The sequence below is a fragment of the Maridesulfovibrio frigidus DSM 17176 genome, assembly GCF_000711735.1.
In the GTDB taxonomy this organism is placed as follows: Bacteria; Desulfobacterota; Desulfovibrionia; order Desulfovibrionales; family Desulfovibrionaceae; genus Maridesulfovibrio; species Maridesulfovibrio frigidus.
In genome coordinates this window covers 65,921-91,021 of sequence record NZ_JONL01000005.1, presented here as the reverse complement: position 1 = coordinate 91,021, position 25,101 = coordinate 65,921, and the positions used below count along the sequence as shown (strand labels likewise).

General features: G+C 43.6%; 16 protein-coding genes. 8 read left to right on the top strand and 8 right to left on the bottom strand.

Annotation, left to right across the window (positions count from 1 at the left end; genetic code table 11):
• Positions 1-35 precede the first annotated feature (35 nt).
• The 3 genes from lgt to BR06_RS0111075 all read left to right on the top strand — a co-directional run bounded on the left by lgt (position 36) and on the right by BR06_RS0111075 (position 5,320).
• Positions 36-851, top strand: a complete 816-nt coding sequence (lgt, locus tag BR06_RS0111085; RefSeq protein ID WP_031482931.1) for a prolipoprotein diacylglyceryl transferase — start codon at positions 36-38, stop codon at positions 849-851.
• A gap of 309 nt (positions 852-1,160) precedes the next feature.
• Positions 1,161-3,173, top strand: coding sequence for a FecR domain-containing protein (locus BR06_RS19745; RefSeq protein WP_051677024.1), 2,013 nt, complete (start codon positions 1,161-1,163; stop codon positions 3,171-3,173).
• 275 nt (positions 3,174-3,448) lie between these two features.
• Positions 3,449-5,320 (top strand): FecR domain-containing protein, encoded by a 1,872-nt coding sequence (locus BR06_RS0111075; RefSeq protein WP_031482927.1) that lies wholly within the window; start codon positions 3,449-3,451, stop codon positions 5,318-5,320.
• A 139-nt stretch (positions 5,321-5,459) separates the two neighbouring features.
• Here the strand turns inward: BR06_RS0111075 and traT are convergent, their stop codons facing one another.
• The 4 genes from traT to BR06_RS0111055 all read right to left on the bottom strand — a co-directional run bounded on the left by traT (position 5,460) and on the right by BR06_RS0111055 (position 13,653).
• A complete protein-coding gene (gene traT, locus BR06_RS0111070) occupies positions 5,460-6,203 on the bottom strand; it encodes a complement resistance protein TraT (RefSeq protein ID WP_031482925.1) in 744 nt (247 codons plus the stop codon).
• A 9-nt stretch (positions 6,204-6,212) separates the two neighbouring features.
• A complete protein-coding gene (locus BR06_RS0111065; protein ID WP_031482923.1) occupies positions 6,213-8,450 on the bottom strand; it encodes a S1C family serine protease in 2,238 nt (745 codons plus the stop codon).
• 163 nt (positions 8,451-8,613) lie between these two features.
• Positions 8,614-12,843 carry an acyl-CoA dehydratase activase gene (locus tag BR06_RS0111060; protein ID WP_031482921.1) on the bottom strand — a complete coding sequence of 1,410 codons (4,230 nt, stop codon included), beginning with the start codon at positions 12,841-12,843 and terminating at the stop codon, positions 8,614-8,616.
• Between the two features lie 3 nt (positions 12,844-12,846).
• Positions 12,847-13,653, bottom strand: coding sequence for a glutaminyl-peptide cyclotransferase (locus tag BR06_RS0111055; protein WP_031482919.1), 807 nt, complete (start codon positions 13,651-13,653; stop codon positions 12,847-12,849).
• 162 nt (positions 13,654-13,815) lie between these two features.
• Here BR06_RS0111055 and BR06_RS0111050 point away from each other — a divergent pair, with 162 nt between their 5' ends.
• Complete coding sequence (locus tag BR06_RS0111050) at positions 13,816-14,808, top strand: tetratricopeptide repeat protein (RefSeq protein ID WP_031482918.1); 993 nt, start codon at positions 13,816-13,818, stop codon at positions 14,806-14,808.
• A gap of 10 nt (positions 14,809-14,818) precedes the next feature.
• On the opposite strand, the gene BR06_RS0111045 is transcribed toward BR06_RS0111050, so the two are convergent.
• The 3 genes from BR06_RS0111045 to BR06_RS0111035 form a co-directional block, all read right to left on the bottom strand.
• Entirely contained in the window at positions 14,819-15,472 is a 654-nt protein-coding gene (locus BR06_RS0111045; protein ID WP_031482917.1) for a potassium channel family protein, read from the bottom strand.
• A 39-nt stretch (positions 15,473-15,511) separates the two neighbouring features.
• Positions 15,512-16,873: a TrkH family potassium uptake protein gene (locus BR06_RS0111040; protein WP_031482915.1), complete on the bottom strand. Its 1,362-nt coding sequence runs from the start codon at positions 16,871-16,873 to the stop codon at positions 15,512-15,514.
• 114 nt (positions 16,874-16,987) lie between these two features.
• Positions 16,988-18,895: an ATP-binding cassette domain-containing protein gene (locus BR06_RS0111035; RefSeq protein ID WP_031482913.1), complete on the bottom strand. Its 1,908-nt coding sequence runs from the start codon at positions 18,893-18,895 to the stop codon at positions 16,988-16,990.
• Positions 18,896-19,171: 276 nt separating this feature from the next.
• On the opposite strand from BR06_RS0111035, the gene BR06_RS0111030 reads away from it, so the two are divergent.
• The 4 genes from BR06_RS0111030 to metC all read left to right on the top strand — a co-directional run bounded on the left by BR06_RS0111030 (position 19,172) and on the right by metC (position 23,052).
• Entirely contained in the window at positions 19,172-19,573 is a 402-nt protein-coding gene (locus tag BR06_RS0111030) for an Hpt domain-containing protein (RefSeq protein ID WP_031482912.1), read from the top strand.
• A 30-nt stretch (positions 19,574-19,603) separates the two neighbouring features.
• On the top strand, positions 19,604-20,698 hold the full coding sequence (locus BR06_RS0111025) for a chorismate mutase (protein ID WP_031482910.1): 1,095 nt from the start codon (positions 19,604-19,606) through the stop codon (positions 20,696-20,698).
• Positions 20,698-21,786: a 3-dehydroquinate synthase gene (gene aroB, locus BR06_RS0111020; RefSeq protein WP_031482908.1), complete on the top strand. Its 1,089-nt coding sequence runs from the start codon at positions 20,698-20,700 to the stop codon at positions 21,784-21,786. Before BR06_RS0111025 ends, aroB begins: the two co-directional genes overlap by 1 nt.
• 102 nt (positions 21,787-21,888) lie before the next feature.
• Positions 21,889-23,052, top strand: a complete 1,164-nt coding sequence (metC, locus tag BR06_RS0111015; protein ID WP_031482906.1) for a cystathionine beta-lyase — start codon at positions 21,889-21,891, stop codon at positions 23,050-23,052.
• 102 nt (positions 23,053-23,154) lie between these two features.
• Here metC and BR06_RS0111010 read toward each other — a convergent pair whose 3' ends face one another.
• Positions 23,155-25,023: a glycosyltransferase family 39 protein gene (locus tag BR06_RS0111010; protein WP_031482904.1), complete on the bottom strand. Its 1,869-nt coding sequence runs from the start codon at positions 25,021-25,023 to the stop codon at positions 23,155-23,157.
• Between the last annotated feature and the right edge of the window lie 78 nt (positions 25,024-25,101).

The following is a 25,101-nucleotide window of genomic DNA, read 5'->3' as shown; positions in this document are numbered from 1 at the left end:
ACATTCTACTTTTTTCAAATAGCAGGGAATTAATTATGATTGTACTTCCGGAGTTTGACACTACCGCATTTCAAATAGGACCTCTTAAGGCTAATTGGTACGGCCTTATGTACATGATAGGATTCACAATTGCGTGGGGACTTGGACGCTATCGCGCTTCCAAGGCTACGAATGACTGGACTCCAATTCAGGTCGATGACCTTATTACGTGGTTGGTTGTAGGGTTGGTTGTTGGAGCCCGCATTGGATATTGCGCAATATATGAGCCCGCGTATTTTATATCTCATCCCACTGATATTCTCGCTGTATGGAAAGGCGGAATGTCTTTTCATGGCGGAGCTATCGGTATAGCTTTTGTCGCTTGGAGATTTGCCAAGTCTACAGGTCGTTCCACTCTTGATGTGGGTGATTTTCTCACACCTCTCGCTCCTTTGGGATTGTTGTGCGGAAGAATCGGGAACTTTATCAATGGTGAACTATGGGGCCGTACAACCGATGTGCCGTGGGGAATGGTTTTCCCAAGCCAGCGCGCCGGAGACTTGCCGCGTCACCCTTCGCAGCTTTATGAAGGCGGTCTTGAAGGACTTCTTTTATTTCTAATTTTGTGGTTCTGGTCAGCAAAACCTCGTCCTAGAGGAACGACTACAGGGTTGTTCCTTATAGGATATGGCCTCTTTAGAGCTTTTGTGGAATTCTTTAGACAGCCTGACCCTCAGCTGGGATTTTTGGCCTTCGGTTGGCTGACTATGGGGCAAGTATTATGTTTACCAATGATTCTTATTGGTCTTCTACTTTTTGTCTGGGGACTTAAGAAAGGGCCGATTCCTCCTTTTGCAAAGAATAAAGCATAAACTCCAATCAAAGATAATATTTATAAAACCCCGTACTTTTCAGGTAATCCTGATAAGTACGGGGTTTTTCTTTGTATAAAAAACATATTCAATAATCTTCTAATATAAAATTAGGTGATTTTTTAAATCATGTTTTGTTGGACATGATTTAAAGTGCCTTATTTAAGTAACTGTTATGTCTCACTGTATTAAAATGCAGTGATTTTAATGCAAATTAACAGTTAATAAGCTCTTGATAGATTGAAAAAAAGTGTTAATATATTATATGAGGTAATTTTAAACGAGGTTATTTTTTTAACGAGGTGTGTGATGTCGCCTGCAGAAACTTCTGATTTAAATTCCATTGGTGTTGTCCTTGCTTCGAATGGCGAGGTCTTTCTTCAGTCCGATTCTGGAATGAGGCAAGTTGAAGCTGGTTCTCCTGTTTACCGAGGAGAGGAATTGATCACAGGTGCGGGCGGTAGCGCTGAAATACGCTTTGTTGATGACACATTACTTTCTCAAGGTTCTGATTCATCAATTAATCTTGATAATTATGTTTTTGATGATGCCGCTGATTCTACTTCCGAGCTTCTTTTCAATATGACGCAGGGAACTTTCCGTATGGTAACGGGTAAGATTGCCGAGCAGAATCCTGAGCGATTCAAGGTCGGCTCTCCTCTTGCGACCATAGGAATTCGCGGAACTATTACTGTTCATGAAATAGGTGCTAATGGCGAAAAGCACGGGGTAGAAGAAATTCATAGCGGTAAGGCTTTATTGGTTCAGTCCATTGATGGTGAGCTTCGCCAGATTTCATCGCCACGAGCTTTGGTTGATATCGCTTCCTCGGGTCTAATGAGTACTGTTCGCCCAATGACTGTTCAGGAATTTGAGCAGTTTCAATCTGTAGCGCCAGCTGCAATTCAGGCTGAGAAGGAAATTATAGAACAGCGTCAGCAGGAACAGCAGGAACAACAAGAGCAAGATCAGGAAGAACTGCAAGGAGAAGACGGGCCTGCTGAAGAGCAAGGTGAAGGTGACGCGGAGCAAGGTGCGGCAGAACCTCAGCCCGTTGCGGTTGAAGGTGTTTTCGGTGGTGAAATGGGTGCCAATATTGTAGGTGGCAGTAACGCGCTATCGCCGGTAGTTGATGGCGCCTTGGCTGGTGCTTTCGGCTTTGATGCGGTGAATCCTGTTGGAGCTGATGCAGAAGCTCTTGGTATTGCGCAAGAAGCTCTTGATGCCCTTGCAGAGGGTTATTTTGAAGCAGCAGCAGAATTTCTGGAACAATTAGAAGATGTTGTTGCAGAAATAACCGTACCTGAAGAAGATCTTGATGATCCTGATATTATTGCATTAATTGAAAATGTTACTGAGGGCATTCCTGATATTCCTAATGATTCTGAAATTCCTGAAGATCGAGGAGGAGATGAATCATCAGGTGACAGTATTACTTTTGCTTTAGGTAGTGAGCAGGGTCAGTATTGGGAGGGAACTACTCATACTGATTATTATGACGGTCGCGGTGGAAACGATGAAATTGATGGAATAGGTGGTGATGATACTCTCATGGGTGGCGACGGTGACGATACTATTTGGGGTGGAAACGGGAATGATGTTATTTACGGTGGAGAAGACAATGATGTCATAGATGGTGAAGAGGGTAATGATGCGCTTTATGGTGGACTAGGTGATGATACTCTCACTGGCGGTCAAGGTGATGATGTAATTAATGGTGGAGATGGTGTTGATACAGTCTCTTATGAGGGCGTTAGCGCGGTAAATGCATCGCTATACGACGAGGTTGCAGATGGTAGCATGGGCAATGATACCCTTATTAACATCGAAAATATAATCGGCTCAGATCAGGGAGATACCCTGATGGGCAGTGATGACGCTAATTATCTGATGGGCGGGGATGGTAATGATACTCTGACTGGTCGAATCGGAATTGATACGCTTGAAGGTGGTATTGGAACAGATACCCTGACTGGCGGAGCTGATGCTGATTTCTTCTACTATAAGACTTTGTGTGGATGTGGTGATAAAATTACGGATTTTGTTTCAGGTGAAGACAAGTTTAAGTTCTTGAACGAAGCCAATGGTGGGGATTTTGCCGATGTTCCTACGTTTGATACTATATCGAATGCATATGATGGTTCAAACGCTTCGTTGGGTGGAAGTGGCAGTGCATATGCGGGAATTGTTTATGACAATGAATTAAATCAGCTTTGGTATGATTCGAATGGAGATGATGTCGGAGGTAATACTCTTGTTGCAACTCTTATTAATGGGGCGTCAGTGCTAGAGAGTGATATTGATACCGAGGCAATTGCTTGATGTAGTTTAAGCTTATAGTTGTGATAGTTTAAGAAATGTTGCCTCGTTGTTTATGAAAATAGAATGGCGCGGCACTTTTTTGTGCATATAAGATAAAATTTTAAATAAATTGATCTATTGTAGCTGTTTGATATTAAGTAGTGGTTTTTATTTTGAGTTTTTTTACTGGGTATGTAATAAATAAATATTTCAATTAGATTTTTGCAGTCTTGAATTATATTTAAAAAGTATTATATAGTATAGAGGAGTGTTAAGTTACAGATGGAGTGTGTCCTATGTCTCCTGAAGCTGTTTTTGAATCAAATTCTATTGGTGTTGTTCTTGCCGCTAATGGTGAAGTTTTTCTTCAATCTGAATCCGGTATGCGATCTGTTGCGGCTGGAGATCCGGTTTATGCGGGGGATGAGTTAATCACCCGTACGGGCAGTAGTGCAGAAATACAATTTGTTGATGATACTTTATTGTCTCAGGGTGAGGATTCCTCCATAGCTCTGGATGATTATATTTTTGATGATTCTGATGAATCCGCATCGGAACTTCTTTTCAATATGTCACAAGGAACTTTCCGTATGGTGACGGGTAAGATTGCTGAGCAGAATCCTGAACGATTCAAGGTCGGCACTCCGCTCACGACTATCGGAATTCGCGGGACCATCACCGTTCATGAAATTGGTCCTGGCGGCGAGAAGCATGGTGTTGAAGAAATTCACAGTGGTAAGGCCTTGCTGGTCCAGTCCATTGATGGTGAGCTCCGTCAGATTTCTACGCCGCGTGCATTAGTTGATATTGCTTCATCAGGACTCATGAGCACAGTGCGAACTATGACTGTCGAAGAATTTGAACAGTTCCAGTCTATCGCTCCGACAGCTATTCAGGCTGAGCAGGAAATACAGGAACAACGTGAGCAGGAAGAGCAGCAAGAACAACAGGAGCAACAGGAACAGCAGCAGACAGATGGTGAAGAAGGGGCTGAGGGCGAAGAGGGACAGGAAGGAGCCGAAGGCGGTGAAACAGGTGGTCCGGTTATTGTTGGGGAAAGTGTTCTTGAGCCAGGCGTAGAAGGAGTGCTTGTAGGTTCTCCTGAAGGTGGCGATGGTCCTCAGCAGATATTTGATGCTGCTATGATGGAATTAGCGCAAGACACATTTGATGCTCTCGCAGGGGGTGACCTTGAAAGCGTTGCTGAATTGCTTGAAAAGCTGGATGACGTCCCTACCGACGATGATATTTTAGAATTAATTGAAGGTACTGTAGAGATTCCTGAGTCCACTGAAGTACAGAGTACTACTTCCAGTGACGGCATTACTTGGGTTTATGGAACTGCTGGCGATGATACATTAGAAGGTACACCCAATAGTGATTATATCATGGGCCTTGCGGGTAACGATACTCTAGATGGAGAGGCTGGAGCTGATACCCTCTATGGTGATGATGGAAACGATACTATCATGGGTGATGAAGGTAATGATCTGCTGGGTGGTGGCGCAGGTGATGATACTATCCATGGCGATGAAGGCAACGATATTATTAGTGGTGGTTCCGGTAAGGATGTGATTACCGGAGATGATGGAAATGATATTTTGGACGGTGGCGCGGATTATGACTTTGTTTCATTTTTAGGTGCTTATGCCAGCGTAACTGCAAACCTTGCAACTGGCGTAGCAACATATGACGGGCTTGATAATGCTCATTATACGGATGTTATGAGCAACTTTGAGGGAATAATCGGATCTACTTCTTGCGACTCTCTGACGGGAAATAGCGGTGATAATACTTTCTTTGGAGGACAGGGGCATGACATAATTAATGGGAATGGTGGAGCCAATACCTACGGCTATAAGGATTCAAGTTACTTCGGAACAGCGACTGGATCGGATACCATTCAAACATTTGTTTCAGGAACTGATAAGTTCTATTTTGATGGAGCTGAATTCGGTTCTGTAAGGTATTTTGATACAAAGAGTCATTATGATAGTTCTGGTACTGGCTCCGATCCTATCTTTCTGTGGGAAGATTTAGGTACTAGCGGAAATCTATATTGGGATCGGGATGGGGCTAGCGGTGGTTCTTATGATGCAGAACTAGTTGCAACCATCGCACTAGGAGATCTTGTTGCTACTGATATTGAGCTTGCTGGAGCTTCATAGGGTTAATTTATTAGTAGATTACATCAATGCGCTTTACAGAAAATGTTCAGAAACAAAAAAGGCCGTCTCAGTTTATTTGAGAAGGCCTTTTTTATTAAGCGTTTTTCGAAACGGCTCAACTATATTGAGTGGAGTCAGCTTAGATTACATCTTCAAGTATTCTTTTGAATCTGGATGTAACTCCGACTACTATTTCAGACTGGTGAACATTATCGCCGCCAGCATATACCGCAATCTTCGATTTTTCGCGGGCACGGTATGCAGTGAAACCAGTGTCTTCATCGTCTTTCTTAATTTGAGTATCACCAAAAGTGATTGTAAATTTCTTACGCTTGGCAAGTGTATCAACTAGGCCGATCGCAACATCTGCGAATACTATGTAGGTATCTTCTGTTGAGTAACTTCCGAGGATAGCTCCAACTGTTGCTCCACCAGCTGTTCCTACCACTGCACCATCTGTGCTACTTGGAGATTTGCTACCTGCGTATCCTCCGGCTGCAGCGCCCATGAGCCCGTATTCAATTGCCATATTTGAGGACATCTGGCCGGAATAGCGCATGTTGATGTCGATATGAATACCGTAGTCTTTACCCTTGGTAATCTCGTATCCTTTATCAGTGTATGACTTTTCCAGATCCGCACGAAGGGTTTTCAGGTTAATCGCTGGGTCACCAGAAGTATTTCTTATTGAAAGCTTAATTGTCGGGTTTGAGAACTGCGACGGGTCCATGAACAGGTTGCCGTTCATGTAAGATCCGTACATAAGTCCTGTGCCTTTTTCTCTGACCATCCCCATACGTTGCCTGGACTGACAACCGGACATGAGCATACTTAAAGCCATTATCGCGATAACTGCGGCGAATATTCTAGTTCTATTTTTCATGCTAATTCCCTATTTGCGGTATTTAATGCCGTGTTGCTTAAGAAAGTCCATAACTTCTGCGTAATGAACTGAGAAGTTAAGTCCTTCAGCAGTCTGTTTAGAAAGTCCCCACGTATTTACGCCGATCAGCTTGTCTTTGTAAAATAGCGGACCGCCTGAGTTTCCGTGGTTAATCGGAGCGTCAGTCTGGATGTAACGAACCTTCTTGTTTGATGCCGCTGGTCCCACACCTTGTATGGATCTGTAAGCACTGAAAACACCACGGGTGATTGTGTAGTTGAATCCTTCAGGATGACCGATGGCTTCAACGGTAACTCCGGCTGGAAGTGTGTTCTTAGAGTAGAAAGTCACAGGCTTGCCGCGAGTTTGCATTTTTACCAGAGCAAGGTCTCGGTTCATGTCATATGCCATGACTTTACCGAATGTCTCCTGATTGTTGTGGAGCTTCATTTCAGCATAATCACTTCCTTCAACCACGTGAAAGTTAGTGAGCACTACATCCTCTGCGACGAAGAAACCACTACCGAGACTGCCCTGTGGATTGTAGACGATGACTACAGAATCAAAGCGCGGGTCGTTGCCTGTGTCAGAGTTGTATTGATTGGAATAGAATTCCTTCATCGCAACGTTGCGGTCATTCATGATGCTTTTCTGAATCTGCGCGATGTTTTTGTATTTTTTGTCTTTTCCATGCTGCGAAGCATAGTGTCCGAGAATGTCAGACAGAGCCACGCTTACAGGTTGCTTCTCGTAGTTTTTAAGATCGTTCTCTGTTTTGAACTTGGCAAGAATTGATGAATTGTCAGGGTCTTCGTCCTGCACACCGTAAGCTACTTTAAATGTGCGTTCTTGATTAATATCGAAAGTATTATCGTAGTAAGTTTTGTTGCGACGGTCGATGATGTAGTACTGTACTGAAGCACGTTTGGCATCTTTAACGGAAACAACTTTGTACTTGTAGTTCACGTATACTGGTAGGTTCAGCATGCGGGGAGTCATGGTTGCATTCGTCTGTGCGCTCATAAATCTATTTTCGTTATGATCTATTTCTGACTGCATAGTTAAGAGTGCTAGTGCGCCACCTAGCCCTGCCATTTTGAATTCATTAATTCTAAATTGCAGAGCGTTATTTTGCATCTGGGCATTCTGGTAAATCATCTGCGCTTTGTCGTACTCGTTATTGTATGTTTCTTTGTATCCGGAAATGAGGCGGCTTTTTTCAGCTCTGTACCCTGTAGTCTTGCGGTCGATCTTAGAAACAGCTTCATTAATCAGGATTACGATATCTGCATCTTTCGCAGTCTGTGAGTTGAACATTCCTCTAGCTTCAGCCTGTTCGGCCTCAATGGGCATATCAACATCAATACCTATACCGAACTCAATGCCATGCTGTCTCAGCATTGATTTGCTGGTAACCCTGACGAAAGCGATTTTGCAATCTGGGATCTGGTCAATTTCAAAACCTGCTTTTTTCGTGTCTTGAAGGGCTTTGATTATGGCACGTAAAGATGGGGTGGCTTTTCCTGAGGCTCTGCGGAGAGCATTTTTATAATACTGTGCACCGAGATCGTTTTTAAAAGTATCAGAAAGGTCTGGCCCGTATGTTTTCATCAGGTGTGTAACGCCAGTTCCCTTTGCACTAAGAATTGCGTTTGTAAGGAATGGAGCCTGTGAATCTAGAAACGCAGATCTATTTAAAGTTGCAGGGTAAGCATTAAAAAAGCTTGTTCCTGTCAGTAGCGGGTATGCTTTGAATGCCGCCGCCGCGCCATTTTTTATGAGAGTCTCTTTTTGTTTGTAAGCAGATTCAAGCTGCGCCAGTTCGGCTGGAACCTGATTATACGCGGGAAGAATTGTGCTAGCTGAAACTGTAGACATCATCTCCTGTGTATCGGTGAGTTTGTCTTCTACCATTGGCCACTGGGCTCGCGGGGCCGGCCAGATTATTGAATCTAAGCGTGCTTTAGAAGCGACTAATTTGGGCTGAAACATGAACTTTATGGATGATGCTAAGCTTTGAAGTTGAACATGTGTTTCAGGATTTTCATTGAAAAATTGGATGTTTGCTAACCATACTTGTTCGGCCTGCATTAGATTCTTCTGCTGTACTAGCTGCGTGATATGGTCCGCAGGAGTAAAGAACATTGAATATTTTGTTTCTCCGCCTTTGCCTGTACCGGCTGTTTTACAGCCCGCAATCGCAACCAGCATTATTATTAATAGTAATTTTAGAAACTTAGATTTCATAAGACCCTCCAGTCTGAATACAATAGAAGAACTAATCACTTAAGGACTAGAATTGCTATCATAATACGTCAATCTATATCAAGGGGAGGATTGTCATAAATTAATATTAAATTGATATTAAACTTATAAAAATTAATATTAGCTTTGGGATATGTAGGAGGTTTTAAGGGGTCTTTTGATTGATCTTTCGTAAGTGGAGCCTTGATGCCTGAAGGCAGAATGCTTCGAGCCTCGCTTCGATCAATTGGGGGAAGGGATTACCATCTGTTTCAATGGCGAGAAATGGAAGGCGTGTGTCATCCTCAAGAAACGAAGATGCTTTATTACCTGCAGAAACTGCACGGAATTTTTCACTAAGTATTGATTCGGCCACTCGTGAAGGCATGCATCCGAATGGGCCTATGGAAATTACTCCGCAGGATGGATTCATAATTTCGTGCAGTGATGCGCCAACTGTGAGCACCGCTTCCCCGGTAAGCTGGTCAGAAATATGTGGAGACGCTGTTGCTACAATTTCGCCGATGTCAGGCCCTTTGAAATGGACAAGGCCGCTTTTTGATAGGATGGCGCGGATTCTTTTTTCGAAATATCCTTTAATTCCCTGTTTGACAATGGATCCGAGTCCGGCTTTGCCTTCGATACCTTTACGGTTCAGCCAGTCTGTATATTTCATCCATTCCAGCACAGGAGCTACGCGGACGATGAATCCTTCTTTCGACAACCGTTCAGGCAGACTGCGCCGTGCGAGAGGATCGTGGCGAACATAAATTTCGCCGAGAATCGAAATTACGGGGTATTCTTCAATGTTCTTTTCGAGCTTAATCACAGAAAGGTCTTTTGCTCCCTTATGAAGCGCTCGGGAAAGATCCTTCCAGTTCGTCGTCATGGATTCAAGTAGGTCCTGCCTTACTTTCCAGAATATCTTTAGCGCATTTTCTTTGTCTTTTGCGCCAGTTACTATGCTTGCGTGAATGTCTTCAAGAATGGATCCTGTGACTATTCCCTGCCATAAACCGAGAACCACCTTTGTGCTGAATCCGCCATATCCATTAGTGGAACTTGGAGAAAACATTGCGAGGTCCGGTATTTCCAGCCTTTCGACAAGGTCATTCATAAAGACGGAATACTGCCCGAAGCGGCAAGGCCCTTTTGCTGTAGGCATGAGAAATAGCGAGACTTCCGGCTTCTTTCTTTCTTCAAGATGCGCAAGTAAGGCACCAGAGGTCAGTTGCAGGGGAAGACATTCTTTGCATGACGAATTATTTCGTCCGAGCTTAAGAGCTGCCTCGTTTGCATGAGGAAGAACCTTGTAGCGGATATTATCTCTACTCATAGAGGCCGCGAGGAAATCTGTGCTTATTTCGCCGAGGCTAGGAATTAGTAATATTACATCAGGATCATTTATCGGGCGCCATGTGCCGCTTGAATCTACGATGCCGGAAACTGCATCGCGGGATTCACTGAGCGCAGGCGTGAAAGTTTTTTTGTCGTGATTGGAACCGATTTTGAGCAGCTTGAATCCGTTAACAATATCAAGAAAAGCTTCTATTCTCGTCTCAATTCCTGCATCTGCGGTATGGCTGTCCAGCTCCAGTGTGAGGGAAGGTTTTTTGCCCATGGCACGTCTGAAGTGGCCGAGCAGGAAAGAGTCCGGTCCGCACGAAAAGTTTGTAATGAATGTCCCGAAAAGTTGCGGATGCTTAGCTACATACTCCGCAGATTCCATAATCTGTTCACCCGTTGCCCAGTACATATTTCGGTCTGCATTGCAGTCTTCTGTGCTTGGAAGCATGTCGCAAGGAATGATATTTGTTGCGCGGGTAGAAAACTTAGCTGGTATTGATTTGTTCGCCCATGAATTGAATGCATTATAGGGCCTGCCGAACAGAACTACAGCATTCTTGTCAGGCTGGCTTTCAAGGTTCGCTATGTATTGTGCGCCTTTCGCGCGAATATCCGAAAAAAAACAGTCCTGCTCTGTTAATGCCTTATTAAACGCATCTGATGCTTGTCCCGCTTTGATTTTGAGACTTTTTGCCATTTTTACAAGTGTGTCGCGGACTTGATCCATTCCTTCTTGCATGTGAATTACGGGCGTAAGCACAGACCTGTTCTCAAGCTCGGGAAAGGCAGAGCGCAAATAGTAAGTTTCACCTTGAACCAGCACACAGGTAGATGAACGGTCACCACTTTTAAGAGGAAGTGAACGTACGTGTGGCAGGAAAATATGATCGGTTTTAAGCTTTAGCAGTTCCCCCATACTTCCGTGAGCAAGCTCCACGGGGTGACAGAATGGTGCTCCTTTCTGTTCGATGCTATCAGGGTCTACTTTATCGGGTAATCTTACTTCAAAACCTAGTGTGCGGAAAAAAGTATTATATAGCGGAAACCAGGTGTTCATTAATAATGAACGGTTCATGCCGATAGTAGGTCTGCCTTCATTCGGTTCGCTGAGGTCTCGAAAAACCCTTTTCTCACGCCATGTGACGAGATCTTCGCCTTCAATCTGTTTTGTGGATACTTTGGAATTGTCAAACCTGTTGCAGATTCCACCAAAGGGAAAGGTTTTATCCTTCACGGTAATACGGGCAATGGAACAACCCAGATCACAGTCTCTGCCAGCGCCTTTGCAAATGAAGGGAGTTTTGTAGTGGACTTCACGAAGGGAAAGTTCAGTCGGGTCAAAGATTCCTTCGTCCAGTAAATTTAGCTTTGTGCGCCGTATAGCTTCGAGTGCAACTCCGAAGGCTCCGGTTAAGCCGGGATGCGGAGGTACTATGATTTTTCTGCCCGTCAGAGCCGCCATTGCAACAGGGACGGCCTTGTTATAGCAGACCCCGCCTTGCATGAAAATTTTATTCCCGAGGGTACGGTTTCCCTTAACCCTATTGGAATAATTGATACAGACGGAGTAAACCAGCCCCGCGATCATATCATCAAGCGGCACGCCTTCCTGACTCGCCAGCTTTAAATCTGAACCGATAAAAGCTGCACATTGATCGTTAAAGTTGGGCGGATTTTGTCCCTTGAAAGCAATGGTCGCTATGTCTGTAACTTCAATGCCTAAAGTTTCCTTAGCGCTTTCTTCTAAGAATGATCCGGTTCCCGCACTGCATGCTTCATTCATGGCGTAGTCGCAGGGGACGGAGTTTTTCAGCCATGTATATTTGGCGTCCTGTCCTCCGATTTCGAAAATTGTATCAACCTCAGGATCATAGTGAACTGCCGCCGCTGCATGGGCTGTAATTTCATTAATGATGCCCGCTGTTCCGGCATGAAGTCCCGCGATGTTTCGCCCGGACCCGGTCACGCCCATTATGCTGGCTGTGGTTCCTGCCGGAACTTGGCTAGCAAGCTTAGAGTATACTTTCCGTGAAGCTCCGATGGGGTCGCCGTCTGTACGTAAGTAGCAGGATGCGACTGTTTTCAGCGACGCAAGGTCGACGAGAACACCTTTTGTTGTGGTAGAGCCTACATCAAGGCCAAGGGCCAGTTTGTTATCAGGAGTGAACTCTGCCTGATCATTCTCATGGAAATCTACTGAGCCGATGTGCGCTTCAAGTGGTGGTAAAAAGGTGAAGCTTGTGGTTCCTTTTCGGATTACCGAACTGAAATTACCTGTATGAGTTTTACCATTGTCAGCCCCCCATATAGCGGCTCCTAGGGCTTCCATTACATAAGCCTGTTCTGGAACTGCAAGGTCAGGAAGTTCTTTTCTAAGCTCTCGCACCATAAATTTATTGAGCGAGCAACTACCTATTAATGCGACTTTGTCGGATGGTAGTTTGCGGAGTAGCTCTATGCATTTGCCCGCCATCATCCGGGCCAGTCCTGCCACTACGGAATCTTTTTCTATTCCCTTATTAAGTGCGTGGGTGCAGTCGCTTTTGCAAAAAACAGAACATCTTCCGGAAACCTTGTGGGCCGGCATGTTTTCATCAAGTTCTGCCATAGCATCAAGATCAAGACCCATGCGGCCAAGCTGCTGCACGAGAAATTCGCCTGTGCCGGATGCGCATTTGTTACCAGTATGAACGGTTTCTACTTTTCCGTCAGCGTCCAGAAGGTAGGCCATGAAAGTTTCGCCGCCTGCGCTGACTATTGTGCGGTATCCGTCTTTCACAAGATCTGTAAATGACAGTGCCGATTCGAGGGCTTGCGGCTCGGATATGGAAGGTAGATCTAAAAGGTGCCTGAACTTTCTTCCTGAGGTTGCGATTCGGACATTATCAAGATTGCCGAATTTTTCTATAGCGGAAAGAATTGCGGATGCGGGATTTCCCTCGTGCGAAATAGAAACGGTTTTAATTACCGAAAATGTTTTGTTCTCACGGGAAACGAGAACCATGCCGATAGTGGAGGCTCCGGCGCAGATGCCAAGTGATTTTACCATATATTATGAAGTGGAGTCCGCTTGTTGCAGTTCGGGTAATTTTATTTCAAAAACTTTGTTCCAAAATTTTCCAGTAACAAAAAGGCGATTATTTACTGCATCCCATGCAATTCCGTTTGCGGCTTCTGCCCTTTTGCCAGCAAGGGGGCGAAGATTTGAGATATCAATCCAAAATTTTATTTTACCGGTTGCCTTGTCTATAGCGCCTATCTGGTCTTTGAACCAGATGTTGCAAAGGATAAGCCCTTTTACATATTCCAGTTCATTTATCCGAAAGACTTTCTTGCTGCCATCCGTAATTTTAAGAGTGGTTATTTTTGCAAAATCGTAAGGGTCACGAAAGGTCAGTGTGTTTGTTCCGTTACTTTGAATTAAAAAATCGCCATCAGTGGTCAGTCCCCATCCTTGTCCTTTATATTTAAAGGATGAAGTGCGCGCAAGGGATCTTGTATCATATACAAAACATTTTCCGGATTTCCATGTCAGTTGGAAAATTTTATTATTCCATATACACAGCCCTTCTCCAAAAAACATGCTGTCTATTTTGATTTCGGTGCTGACAGTGCCTGATCCCTGTTCAATTATGCGAATTGATGATCTGCCGTGCTTTCCTGTACTTTCGTAGAACGCATTGCCGTGATATAAAAAACCTTGAGTGTAAGCTTTTTCATCGTGCGGAAAGGAGCTTACAATCTCACTCTTGATCACAGGAGCTGTGCTTTTAATATTAAGAGCGTAGCCTTTTACTGTGAAAAGGTGCAGTGTAAATATAATAACTATGAGGCTTATTGTAGTAACGTGTTTGTACATGCAGCCCTAACCTAGCCGATTTTTGTTAGAAGTTCCAGAATTGAACAGCCTTAAAATTTTATGATTTATGAAAAAAAGGCGAGCGGTCTCTAAGTTAGATGATCGACTGTAGTTTGATCTGTCTTTCAAACTTATTCAAAGCCTCGTGAGAGGTAGTACATTATGTCCTCAAACTTAAAAGAGACATTTTTCGCTTATCAGCCTTCAACTGAGAAGGATAAAGAAGTAACTGAGCTTGTTTCTGTGGTTTCGCATATCTCCGAAAAAGATGTGAGGGGCGACAAGAAAACCTATTGGCTAGTTCGTGCGACGGCCGATGAAATGTTTGAGCTTCAGGAAATAAATGCGAACCACGTTCCGTCAGGTGATGTAAAAATAATATCTCTCGCAGAGTTCGCTTCAAGCTATTCCCTTGAACTGGATTATTGGAATGATAAAGTTCGTAAAGGGATGGATAATCTTAATGGAGCCTTGCAGCGAGGCGAAAGCCATAGAGAGCAGGGTGAGCTTTACAGCGCAGAGATGGAGTATGAGGGCGCGCTCGAAGTTGATGAGGATAATGTTCGCGCTACTTTCGGTCTTGGTTTAACTTATCTTGAAAAAGGTGATGTTGAAAAAGCTCAGGAAGTTTTCTCAAAAGTTTTACAGCTTAAGACAGCTTTTAAGCCTGAGCATAAGCATATGTTCAATGATTTTGGAATTTTAATGCGTAAGAACGGAATGTATCGCGAAGCATTACAGTATTACAATCGGGGTATTGATTTAGACAGTGAAGATGAAAATCTTTTTTTCAATATTGCCAGAAGCCATTTCGAAGCAGGGCAATGGGAAGATTGTGTTCGATATCTGACCATGTGTCTTGAAAAGAATCGCGGGATAGAAGAGGCGCGCAAGTTTTGCTCCTACATCATTGAGAAAAGTGTGACGGATGATGACATGCTTCGGGAATTTGGTTCCCCTGAAGTCGGAACAAAGCTTCGTAGTGATATTTTATCGTTATTACGCAAAATGCAGGTTGCGGCAGGAGTTGATCTCGATGACGCAATTGAAATAACCCAGCACATACGCGACCGGATGATTGCCTTGCAGGAAGAAGATATGCAACTGAAGGAAATTGAAAAAGATTTGTATAATCTAGATAAAAACAATGGATAGTAAAATTATATCAGGGCATTTTTAATAGATTTTCACTGGTTCCTATTATTACAAGAACATCATTCACGCTGAGCGGTTTATTTGCTCTGGGTACAAAGTTCAACTCTGTTGTTCCTGCTTTTTTTATAGCAATGACTTGGACTTCGTAATTGTTTGTAAGGTTTAGATCTATTAAAGTTTTCCCCGCCCAGTCACCGACAGCCCTCTCCTTTATGAGAATATCTTGCCCCATTGAAAGGTAGTCGATCATGCCAGGTGTAGAGAGCTTATAGGCTAGCTGTTTGGCAGCAAAATGTTCAGGGAAGACTACAAAGTCCACGCCTAGTTTACTTAAAACCTTTTCATGCGCAGCGCTCATGGCTTTAACCCATATTTTTTTTACGCCCATTTCCTGTAAGTTCAGAACAACCAGAATGCTTGCCTCCATAGAATCTCCAGTGGAGACTACTACGTAGTCGAAATCTTGAAAGCTTAGTTGTTCAAGCGTTTTCTGGTCGGTCCCATCAGCCTGAAATATTTGAGCCAAAAATGGTTTTGCGGCTTTTACTCTTTCGGCAGAAGTGTCGACCCCTGTAACTTTATGTCCCAGTTCACAGAGATTGTTTGCTAATGCCAAACCGAATTTTCCCAGCCCGACAACGCCTACTTCTATATTATTAGCCATGGTGCTCTCCAAATGTATAAATCAAAATACTTCTAAAATTTAGCCTAGTGAAAGATCGTCTTCCGGCAACTTGTAGCGAGGTTCACTCTGCCAGTTGTTGATGGCGGTGAGCAACCATACAGGTCCAAGTCTCCCCACAAACATCAGTGAAATTATTATGACTTTTCCCGCAGGGGACAGGTTTTGAGTAATGCCCGTAGATAGTCCGACGGTTGCGAAAGCCGATATTGCTTCGAATACAAGCTCTATAAAATGCCCGCGAGCGGCTTCTTGCGGTATGCTGCTTCCCTCTGTGATGCTCAGCAAAATTACTGATGTTCCAAGTATTACTCCGGCAAGAGCCATAATTGTCAGCGATTTATTTATGCTGTCTTCGGTTAGCGCATACCAGCCCACGCGCACTTGGCTGCGCCCTTTAATTTTGGCACTGATAAATCCTACCCACGCCCTGAAGGTGGTGGTCTTAAGTCCTCCGGCACATGATCCGGGGGAGCCTCCGATAAGCATAAGTGATATCATGAAGACCAGTGAAATATTAGTCAGGCTGGAAATGTCAACGGAGTTGAAACCTGCTGTTCTGCAGGTGACAGACTGAAACAGGGAGGCCAGCCAGCTGCTGTCTACGCCGGGCATAACCGTAGGAATAATGTTCTCTGCCAGAAATATGGCCACTGCTCCGGCTATGATTAAAAAGAGGGATGTCTCGAGAACTATACGGGTCTGCCATGTCACTTTATGCGCAGTCATTGGCTGTTTTTTACGGCGAATAAAGTCGACGAATTTGCCCCATAGTTCGGTCAGTACATAGAATCCTAAACCGCCGAGAATTATAAGGGACATGAAGACTGAATTAATTCCTAAATGCTCTTTCCATGCTGATAGGCTGTCAGGATATAAAGAGAACCCCGCGTTACAGAAGGCTGATATGGAATGGAACACTGCTGAAAAGGGGTAAAACCCTTGCGGATCCATTCTGTTGAGTAATATTGCCCCGATAATTTCGATGGAAAAAACCGCAGTAATAACTCCGACAATGAATTTGCCTATGTGAAATGACGGGTCGTGGATCAGGGTTTGGCTGACAGCAATGCGGTCGGAGGCGCTTACTTTTTTACCGAGTAAATAAATAACAAGACTGGCGTAGGTCATAATGCCTAGGCCACCGAGCTGAATAAGAGTCAGGATTACGGTTTGACCTGTTCGGCTGAAAAAAGAGCCTGTATCGACCACCGCAAGCCCAGTTACGCAAACAGCAGATGTGGCTGTGAAGATTGCATCAAGGAATGAAAGAGGTTTGCCTGGATGACAAACGTCGAGCTTGAGGATTAGCCCGCCTAGAATAATGGTGGTCAGGAATGCATATACGGGCATCCAGAAAGGGGACGATGCTTTGGATTTCATTGACTGAATTTACTCCTGAGCGCGGAATATGGCAACTGTTTTGCCACATTCCGCTCGCAGGGTTTTTTTGTATAGACAGTAAGCTGTAAGTTTGTGCCAATCGGACTAGCTGTTCTACTCGGCTAGCTTTGCTTCAACTTCGTCCCAACGCTCAAAAGTTTTCTCATGTTCACTTTCAAGAGCTTCGAGTCTTCCTTGAGTTTTAGCCATTTCCTGAGCGGACTTTCTGTAGAAGTCTGAATCAAGCATAATCTCTTGGATTTTAGCTATTTCTTTTTCAAGTTCTTCTATTTTGGCTGGAAGAGCTTTCATTTCTTCCTGAAGAAGCTCAAGCTCACGCTGTTCTTTGTAGCTTAGCTTTTTAGTTTTTTTAGGAGGAGATGGTTGTTCCTGCTTAACTGTTTTTAGCGTCTTAGGTTTGTTGCCTTTTTCTTCTTCTGGTTTTTGTCTAAGCCAGTCATCGTATCCACCTACATATTCTTTAACTTCTCCATCGCCTTCAAATACGAGTGTACTTGTGACAACGTTATTTAAGAATGCACGGTCATGGCTGACGATGATAACAGTGCCGGGATATTCCATGAGCTTGTCTTCGAGAAGCTCTAAGGTTTCGGCATCGAGATCATTTGTAGGTTCATCCATTATCAGCAGGTTGGATGGACGGGTGAAAAGTCTGGCAAGTAGCAGCCTGTTTCTTTCACCGCCAGATAAAACTTTAACCTTGCTGTTAGCTCTTTCAGACTCGAATAAAAAGTCTTTAAGATAACCCATGACATGTTTTGTGCGGTCATTAATGGTTACAACGTCATTGCCGTCAGCGACACTGTTACGCACGGTCATCTCAGGATCCAGCTGCTCGCGGTGCTGGTCAAAATATGAAACTTCAAGCTTCGTTCCCAGCTTGATTTTGCCTTTTTGCAATCTTTGCTTACCAAGCAGGACCTGTATGAGAGTCGTCTTACCAGTTCCGTTTGGTCCGATAATTCCGATTCTGTCGCCGCGCATAATCGATGCGTTTAAATCTTTAAATACAGGCGCTTCTCCCCAGGAAAAAGATGCATCTATTGCTTCTGCAACGATTTTACCTGAACGAGAGGCCTCTTGAATCTCTATTGTTGCTTTGCCTGTTCTTTCACGTCTTTTGCTTCGTTCACCGCGTAGTTTTTCGAGTTCGCGGACGCGGCCTTCGTTTCTTGTACGTCTGGCCTTGATTCCCTGTCTGATCCAAACTTCCTCACGGGCGAGTTTCTTGTCGAATTCAGACCAGTTTTTTTCTTCCGCATCGAGAAGTGCTTCTTTACGCTCAAGGAAAGTGTCGTAATCGCAAGTCCAGTCAGCTAGTTTGCCGCGGTCTATTTCGATAATACGAGTTGCAATGCGGCGCAGGAACATGCGGTCATGAGTAATGAAGATGAGAGTCTTGATGTGTTTTAAAATAAATTCTTCGAGCCATGCGATGGAATCAATATCAAGATGGTTAGTAGGCTCATCAAGGAGCAGTATGTCAGGGGTGCTGGCAAGTGCGCGGGCAAGCAGCACTCGTCTTTTCAGTCCACCTGAAAGGCTTTCAAAACGATTTTCTGGATTCAGTGACAGACGTGAAATGACCATATCAATGGTTGTCATAGCATTCCAGCCGCCATGCTGTTCCATGATATCTTCAATCTCGGATAACTTCTCTACATCGCCACCGTTGGCAACTTCCATACTGACTCTGTGGTATTTCGCTAGAGCCTGACCCAGTTCTCCAAGACCTTCAGCTACAACTTCAAAGATTGTTCCGTTCAGGACTTCAGGAACTTTCTGAGATAATCTTGCTACGGTTACTCCCTTCTGATTGGAAATAATTCCATCGTCAGGAGTCAAATCCCCGCTCATAAGTCTGAGCAGGGTGGATTTACCTTCGCCATTTCTGCCGACGATACAAATTCTTTGTCCGGACTGAACCTGAAAGGAAGCCTTGTCTAAAAGCAGAGGTCCGCCGAATGACATTGAAACATTATTAACACTCATTAAAGCCATGTAATCAACTCCGCGCTGTGCGCTGACAAATTATATATGATGCAAATGAAATAAATTGCGTAAAAAGTATTTATACTCACGAGGGCGGTATTGTAGATGGTTGCATGACAAAAGGGAAGGGGGTAAGCTCCTGATAAAAAAATGATCTCACTTCCTGTCATTGACGAAATTAAGGCAGTAGGGCAGATAACCTATATAATTAATGTTTAGAATTCAAATAAAGTCTCCCGTATTTAGCGAGCGATTTAGTTAAATTTAAATAAGGTATTAAATTCAATGAGTACTGGCGACAGATTGCTGGATATATTTCAAGAGGAGACCTTGGAGCGTCTCGACGAACTTGAAACTGGACTCCTTTATTTGGAAAAAAGCGCAGAAAACAGTTCTTCAGAGTTAATTAATTCCATTTTTCGTGATGCTCATTCCGTAAAAGCCGGTTCCAATCTCTTGAAGCTTCATAAAATAGAAGAATTATCCCACACTCTGGAAAATATTTTGGAACTGATACGTTCGTCAGGGCTGGTTCCTACAGAGCTGATGATTACGGCCTGTCTTGAGGCTGTGGATAAGCTTCGGTCTTTGACTGAAAATATTCTTGAAAGTAATTCTAGGAGCATACGTTTACAGAAAACTATGCTTGAAGTTTCACTTCAAAGAGCCCTTGATGGAGAATCTTAAAATAACATTAAGCCACGGAGATTATAGCTTATGAGCGTTCAACTTGATATTGACGGTATTGATTCTTGGGGATTTAAGCACGATGGCCCTTTAATTATAGCTGGCCCCTGTAGTGCAGAAAGCCGCGATCAGGTGCTTGAAACCGCACGTGGCGTTGCTAAAACTGGCGCAGCACATATCCTTCGCGCTGGAATCTGGAAGCCTCGTACGCGTCCTAATTGTTTTGAAGGTATGGGCGAAGAAGGATTAAAATGGCTGGTTGAAGCACGTGAAGAAACAGGAATGCCTATCTCTACTGAGACTGCAACTCCTGAGCATGTTGAACTTTGCCTTAAATATAATGTAGATCTCATTTGGGTCGGAGCAAGAACTACGGTTAATCCTTTTGCGGTTCAGGCTCTTGCGGATTCCCTAAAAGGAACAGATATTCCTGTGCTGGTTAAGAATCCGATCAACCCTGATGTTGAGCTTTGGATTGGAGCTATGGAACGTTTGAATAAAGCCGGAGTCAAAAAACTTGGTGCTATTCATCGCGGATTTTCTTCTGCTAAAGAATCTAAATACCGCAATGCTCCGAACTGGAGAATTTTTATTGAACTTCGTCGTCGCTGTGAAGGGCTTCCTATCATCTGTGATCCAAGTCATCTTTGCGGAACCCGCGAATTTATTCCTGCAGTTTCACAGAAAGCTCTCGACCTCCTTTTTGACGGATTGATGATTGAATCTCATATTAATCCTGATGTTGCTCTTAGTGACAGCAAGCAGCAGTTTACTCCTGAAGATTTAGGCAAAGTTCTCGCTGGACTGAAGGTTCGTCATCCTGCAATTGAAGATGAAGATTTCATTCATGCTGTTGAAAACAAACGCATCAGACTTGATGAAATTGACGAATCAATCGTTGAGCTACTCGCTGAGCGTATGGCAATAGGCCGTACAATCGGTGAAATGAAACGCGATAAAGGTATTGCACTTCTGCAGCCTGCACAGTGGAAGAAGACTGTTGAAAAACGTACTCGCGAAGGAGTTGCCCGCGGTATGGATGAGCATTTTATGCTTCGCATTTTCCAGTACATTCACGAAGAGTCCTTGCGTCAGCAGGAAACAATGCTTGCCGGAGATAAGTAATGCCGAAGGTTGAAGTTATTTTGAAGGGAGAGTTTGATAGCTCCTACGGAATAGATGTCGGTGATGGGGTTATGGATAGCCTTGTCCCGGATCTGTGTTCCAAAAAATACGGGAGAACTCCCGTTGTTATTTGTGATGAAAATACTCGTGAGCTTTTCGGGCTAAGTTTAGTTGAAAAGCTTGCTCTTGAAAATATTGATCCGCTTCTCCTCACTGTTCCAGCTGGTGAAAACAGCAAGAGTCTGGATGTCTTTGCATCTTTACTCGAGGCTATGCTCGAGGCTGGGATTACCCGTCAGGACGTTGTTATAGCACTTGGTGGAGGTGTGGTCGGTGATTTGTCCGGTTACGTTGCCGGAAGCTATATGCGCGGAATAAATTTCGTGCAAGTTCCGACTACATTGTTGGCACAGGTTGATTCCTCCGTAGGTGGCAAGGTTGCGGTGAACATTTCCGGCGGCAAGAATTATTGCGGAATGTTTTATCAGCCTAAGCACGTATATTCAGACATTTCCGCACTTAGGAGTTTGCCTGAGCGTGAAATTCTGAGCGGGCTTGGTGAAGTTGTAAAACATGGATTTATTGCCGATAGAAAGTTTGCCGAATATTTGCTGGATAATGCAGACAAGGTTCTAGCTCTTGATAAAGAAGTGATGTCTGTAGTCGTTTCACGTTGCTGCGAAATCAAGGCCGACATTGTCTCCAGAGATGAGAAAGAAGGCGGGCTAAGGCGTATACTGAACTACGGTCATACTGTTGGTCATGCCATTGAGACCTTTTTCGGCTATGAGCTTGCTCATGGTGAATGCGTTGGACACGGCATGAGAGTCGTTGCCAGAGCTTGCAACCGGGCAGGAATGCTTTCTGATTCTGATCTTGAGTTACATCAGGATGTTATGGATAGACTCTCCCTTGCTACTGCCAGCTTGAAAGTCAGTTCTACAGATATAATGGAACTGATGAAGCGTGATAAGAAAGTTAAAGATGGATCAGTTGTTATGGTCGCTCTTGATAAGCTCGGTCATGCGGTTATCGAAGAAGATTTCCCGCTTGAAATGATTGAAGCCGAACTGGGTGAAATGTACTGATTTTATAACATTACTTGATATATAAAGGGGAGTTCCTGTTATCAAGGAGCTTCCCTTTTTTTATTTTATATGAAAATTTTTTGGAAATAGGAGCTTAACCTAATGCGTAAAATTGCAACTGATCTTGTCACCGGAGGAAGCGTCGAAGCGCGCCGTTCCATTAATACTATCAATCCTCCTTTGCACCGCGCTTCTACGGTCCTTTTTGACTGCTACTCCGATATGCTTGCTGCAAATCAGGGCAAGTACGAAGGGATAGACTATGGAACCAGCGGCCTTGGGGCTCAGAAAGCATTCGAAGCTGCAATGGTTCAGATTGATGGCTCCTACGGATGTAAGGCTTTTCAATCCGGGATAAGCGCTATTGCAATGGTTTTGCTAGCGTATACCAAACAGGGCGATCACGTACTTATTTGTGATAATGTCTATGGGCCTACTCGTCATTTCTGCAATGGATTTCTTTCTAAATACGGAGTTACCACGGACTTCCTGCCTTCCAATGCGGGGGCTGACATTAGCAAGTATATTAAAGATGAAACTTGCTTAATTTTTATGGAATCGCCCGGTTCCAATACTTTCGAAATTCAGGATGTTCCAGCCATAACCAAAGTTTGTCGTGAAAAAGGAATTGTCAGTGTTATTGATAACACTTGGGCTACTCCGCTTTATCTAAATCCATTTAAGCTTGGCGTGGATGTTTCTATTCAGTCAGCGACAAAATATATCACGGGCCATTCTGATATTTTGCTGGGCACTGTCTCCACCACTGAAGAGTATTGGGATATATTTAGGAAGAGTTGCGGATTGTTTGAGACTTTTGCTTCGCAAGAGGATTGCTATCAGGCTTTGCGCGGGCTTCGAACTCTGCATGTCCGCCTTAAGCATCATGAACAGGCTGCGCTGGATGTTGCAAGGTGGCTGACCACGCATAAAATAGTCGATAAAGTAATTCACCCCGCTCTTGAAAGTCATCCTGAACATGATCTCTGGAAGCGTGATTTCACAGGCTCAAGCGGTCTTTTTGCTTTTACGCTTCAGGATGAATATGAAGAGATGGATCATTCCGTGTTTGTTGATAATCTTGAGCTGTTCGGACTAGGTTACAGCTGGGGAGGATTCAAGAGCCTTATTACGGGCGGTAGGTTCCGAAGGGACAATTCTTTTGCATACGAAGGCAAGACTATTTTCAGGTTGAATATAGGACTTGAGGATGTGAGTGATCTCAAAAGCGATTTGGAACAGGGGCTTGCTGGGTTGAATGTTTAGCTCTCTACAAGCGCTTTTTAAATTAGAAGAATGAATGGTTAATGAAAAATCCGGATGGAATTATTTCCATCCGGATTTTTTTGTTAAGTGAAAATTAAGGATTTATAAGCCTTTCATGAATACCACATAGAATAGCTCATTGTTCCATGAAATATTCATGCCCTGAATAGGAATGGATGCCGCGGGAGCGCTAAATATTTTGCTGAAATATATGGAATTACGATATAGTTGAGTTAGCTCATTCCCGCTCAGAATTAAGACTGACTTGCGGAATTTATTATTACTAATAGTTTTGTATAAAGGGCTAGCTTTCGCAAAAGAGGAGTTTGCTTCAAGCATAGTTCTGGCTACTACTGGAGCCATGATCAGATTGTTGAAATTATTAACGTCAAAAGTCAGCGCAGCTAAATATCCGTCTTCTGTCCTTTTTGTTAAATTCCGCATGAAAAAATGGAGGTCTGGATTATTCCTCAGTGTGCTTTCAGATGCAATGAACAAACAATTGGGTGGAATGTTTTTCTCTGCATAATTAGCAAGATTTACACCGATAAGAGGCTTAGGAAGGAATTTATTATCTGGTCCTATTCCCGGCGCTGCGTTGAAATAAAAAGGGTAAACCGCAAGCAAGGTTAAGAAGGAAATAGCAAGGTATGTAAGTGGTTTGTGATAGTACTTTGCCGCAGATATTATGGTGACAGCCGCTAGTAAAAACGATGCGAGGGCAAAAGGAAGCAAGGCTGAACTGTAATTTGTAATTTGGGCATTTTCCCATAAATTTGTAGAAATTTGTCCTGTGTACAGGACTGCACTCCCTATAAATACAGCCGTTCCGGTGATGAGTACATTGCCGAATATAAATAATTTTTTGAAAAATTTGTCGCGTGATGCTGTCAATATCCAATTGACCGTTATCACAGAGAGCAGGGGCAAAATTGGCAAGAAGTAGCGATGAGCTCTAAGTCTGTATAAAAAGATGCAGAGTATTAGGTAGAATAAAGAGGTCCACAGAATGATATTTTTTTCGCTAAATTTACTTTGGCCATATTTAAGTAGTGTGTGGATTGCCCCTATTGATAGTGCACCAAGAGGAAAGAAAATTATAGTTATCTCAGACAAATAAAAGAAAAAACTACCCAAGAAAAGTAACGCTTGGTTTTCTATATGGAGTGTGTTTTTTGCTGCATCGCTTATCATTCCTGAAAAATAATTAATTTCAGGAGAGCTTGCGGACCAAATCCATAATAAGAATGGGCCACATCCGAGAACTACACCAAGCAGTATAGTTGAAGTCTCTCTTCGTAAAACAGAACCAGATCTCTTAATGATGGAGATAAAATAGTTTTTGCTGGGTTTTTCTCTAAGTAGTTCCGCCATCATGTAGCCTGCCAAGGGCGCTAAAGCAAAAGGTCCTTTGGTTAAGACTCCAAGTGCGGTAGCGAGTGATGCAGCTAGGCTGTTTACAGTGGATTTATCTCCCTGAAACCTGCGAAGATAGAAATAAGTAGCCCAAGTTACTGCAGCTGTATAAATGATGTCAGCTTTTAACATCATACCTTCAATTTTGAAGGGAGGGGCAATTGTGAGAAATAGGGCGGCTAGAATCCCTGTTTTTGTCGAGTATAATCTCTTACCAATCAAGTAGGTCGCAACAATTGTTAGAACTGAGCTTAAAATAGCAGGAATGCGGGCAATGAAAAGCAGTGTGCCGTCGCTAAAAGCTGTTCCGAAAATTTTAAAAAGCGGAGCCGCCAGCCAGTAGGGTAGTGGTGGCTTTTCCATGCGAGGCAGCCCTCCGAACATGGGGTGAAGCCAGTCCCCGGATCGAGCCATTTCTAGTGCCGCCGTTACATACTTAGGTTCGTCGATGTCGAAGAAAAATGGACGCCACTCTCCAATGCATGCAAATAAAAGAGCAAATATAACAAGCCCTATGAAGGGTAGAATGTCTTTGTACTGATTTTTTATGGTCATTTTTATGATGGTCCGCGTGGAAGTGTTTTTTTATTTAGTTTCAATAAAGTTGAGATTGTTCTTAGAGACATGCTCTTA

What these genes read in the sequence shown, in the direction of transcription:
- metC (WP_031482906.1), top strand. Translation starts at nt 21,889, where the DNA reads ATGCGTAAAATTGCAACTGATCTTGTCACCGGAGGAAGCGTCGAAGCG.
- BR06_RS0111035 (WP_031482913.1), bottom strand. Translation starts at nt 18,895, where the DNA reads ATGGCTTTAATGAGTGTTAATAATGTTTCAATGTCATTCGGCGGACCT.
- BR06_RS0111030 (WP_031482912.1), top strand. Translation starts at nt 19,172, where the DNA reads ATGAGTACTGGCGACAGATTGCTGGATATATTTCAAGAGGAGACCTTG.
- aroB (WP_031482908.1), top strand. Translation starts at nt 20,698, where the DNA reads ATGCCGAAGGTTGAAGTTATTTTGAAGGGAGAGTTTGATAGCTCCTAC.
- BR06_RS0111040 (WP_031482915.1), bottom strand. Translation starts at nt 16,873, where the DNA reads ATGAAATCCAAAGCATCGTCCCCTTTCTGGATGCCCGTATATGCATTC.
- lgt (WP_031482931.1), top strand. Translation starts at nt 36, where the DNA reads ATGATTGTACTTCCGGAGTTTGACACTACCGCATTTCAAATAGGACCT.
- BR06_RS0111075 (WP_031482927.1), top strand. Translation starts at nt 3,449, where the DNA reads ATGTCTCCTGAAGCTGTTTTTGAATCAAATTCTATTGGTGTTGTTCTT.
- BR06_RS0111055 (WP_031482919.1), bottom strand. Translation starts at nt 13,653, where the DNA reads ATGTACAAACACGTTACTACAATAAGCCTCATAGTTATTATATTTACA.
- BR06_RS0111060 (WP_031482921.1), bottom strand. Translation starts at nt 12,843, where the DNA reads ATGGTAAAATCACTTGGCATCTGCGCCGGAGCCTCCACTATCGGCATG.
- BR06_RS0111010 (WP_031482904.1), bottom strand. Translation starts at nt 25,023, where the DNA reads ATGACCATAAAAAATCAGTACAAAGACATTCTACCCTTCATAGGGCTT.
- BR06_RS19745 (WP_051677024.1), top strand. Translation starts at nt 1,161, where the DNA reads ATGTCGCCTGCAGAAACTTCTGATTTAAATTCCATTGGTGTTGTCCTT.
- BR06_RS0111025 (WP_031482910.1), top strand. Translation starts at nt 19,604, where the DNA reads ATGAGCGTTCAACTTGATATTGACGGTATTGATTCTTGGGGATTTAAG.
- BR06_RS0111065 (WP_031482923.1), bottom strand. Translation starts at nt 8,450, where the DNA reads ATGAAATCTAAGTTTCTAAAATTACTATTAATAATAATGCTGGTTGCG.
- BR06_RS0111050 (WP_031482918.1), top strand. Translation starts at nt 13,816, where the DNA reads ATGTCCTCAAACTTAAAAGAGACATTTTTCGCTTATCAGCCTTCAACT.
- BR06_RS0111045 (WP_031482917.1), bottom strand. Translation starts at nt 15,472, where the DNA reads ATGGCTAATAATATAGAAGTAGGCGTTGTCGGGCTGGGAAAATTCGGT.
- traT (WP_031482925.1), bottom strand. Translation starts at nt 6,203, where the DNA reads ATGAAAAATAGAACTAGAATATTCGCCGCAGTTATCGCGATAATGGCT.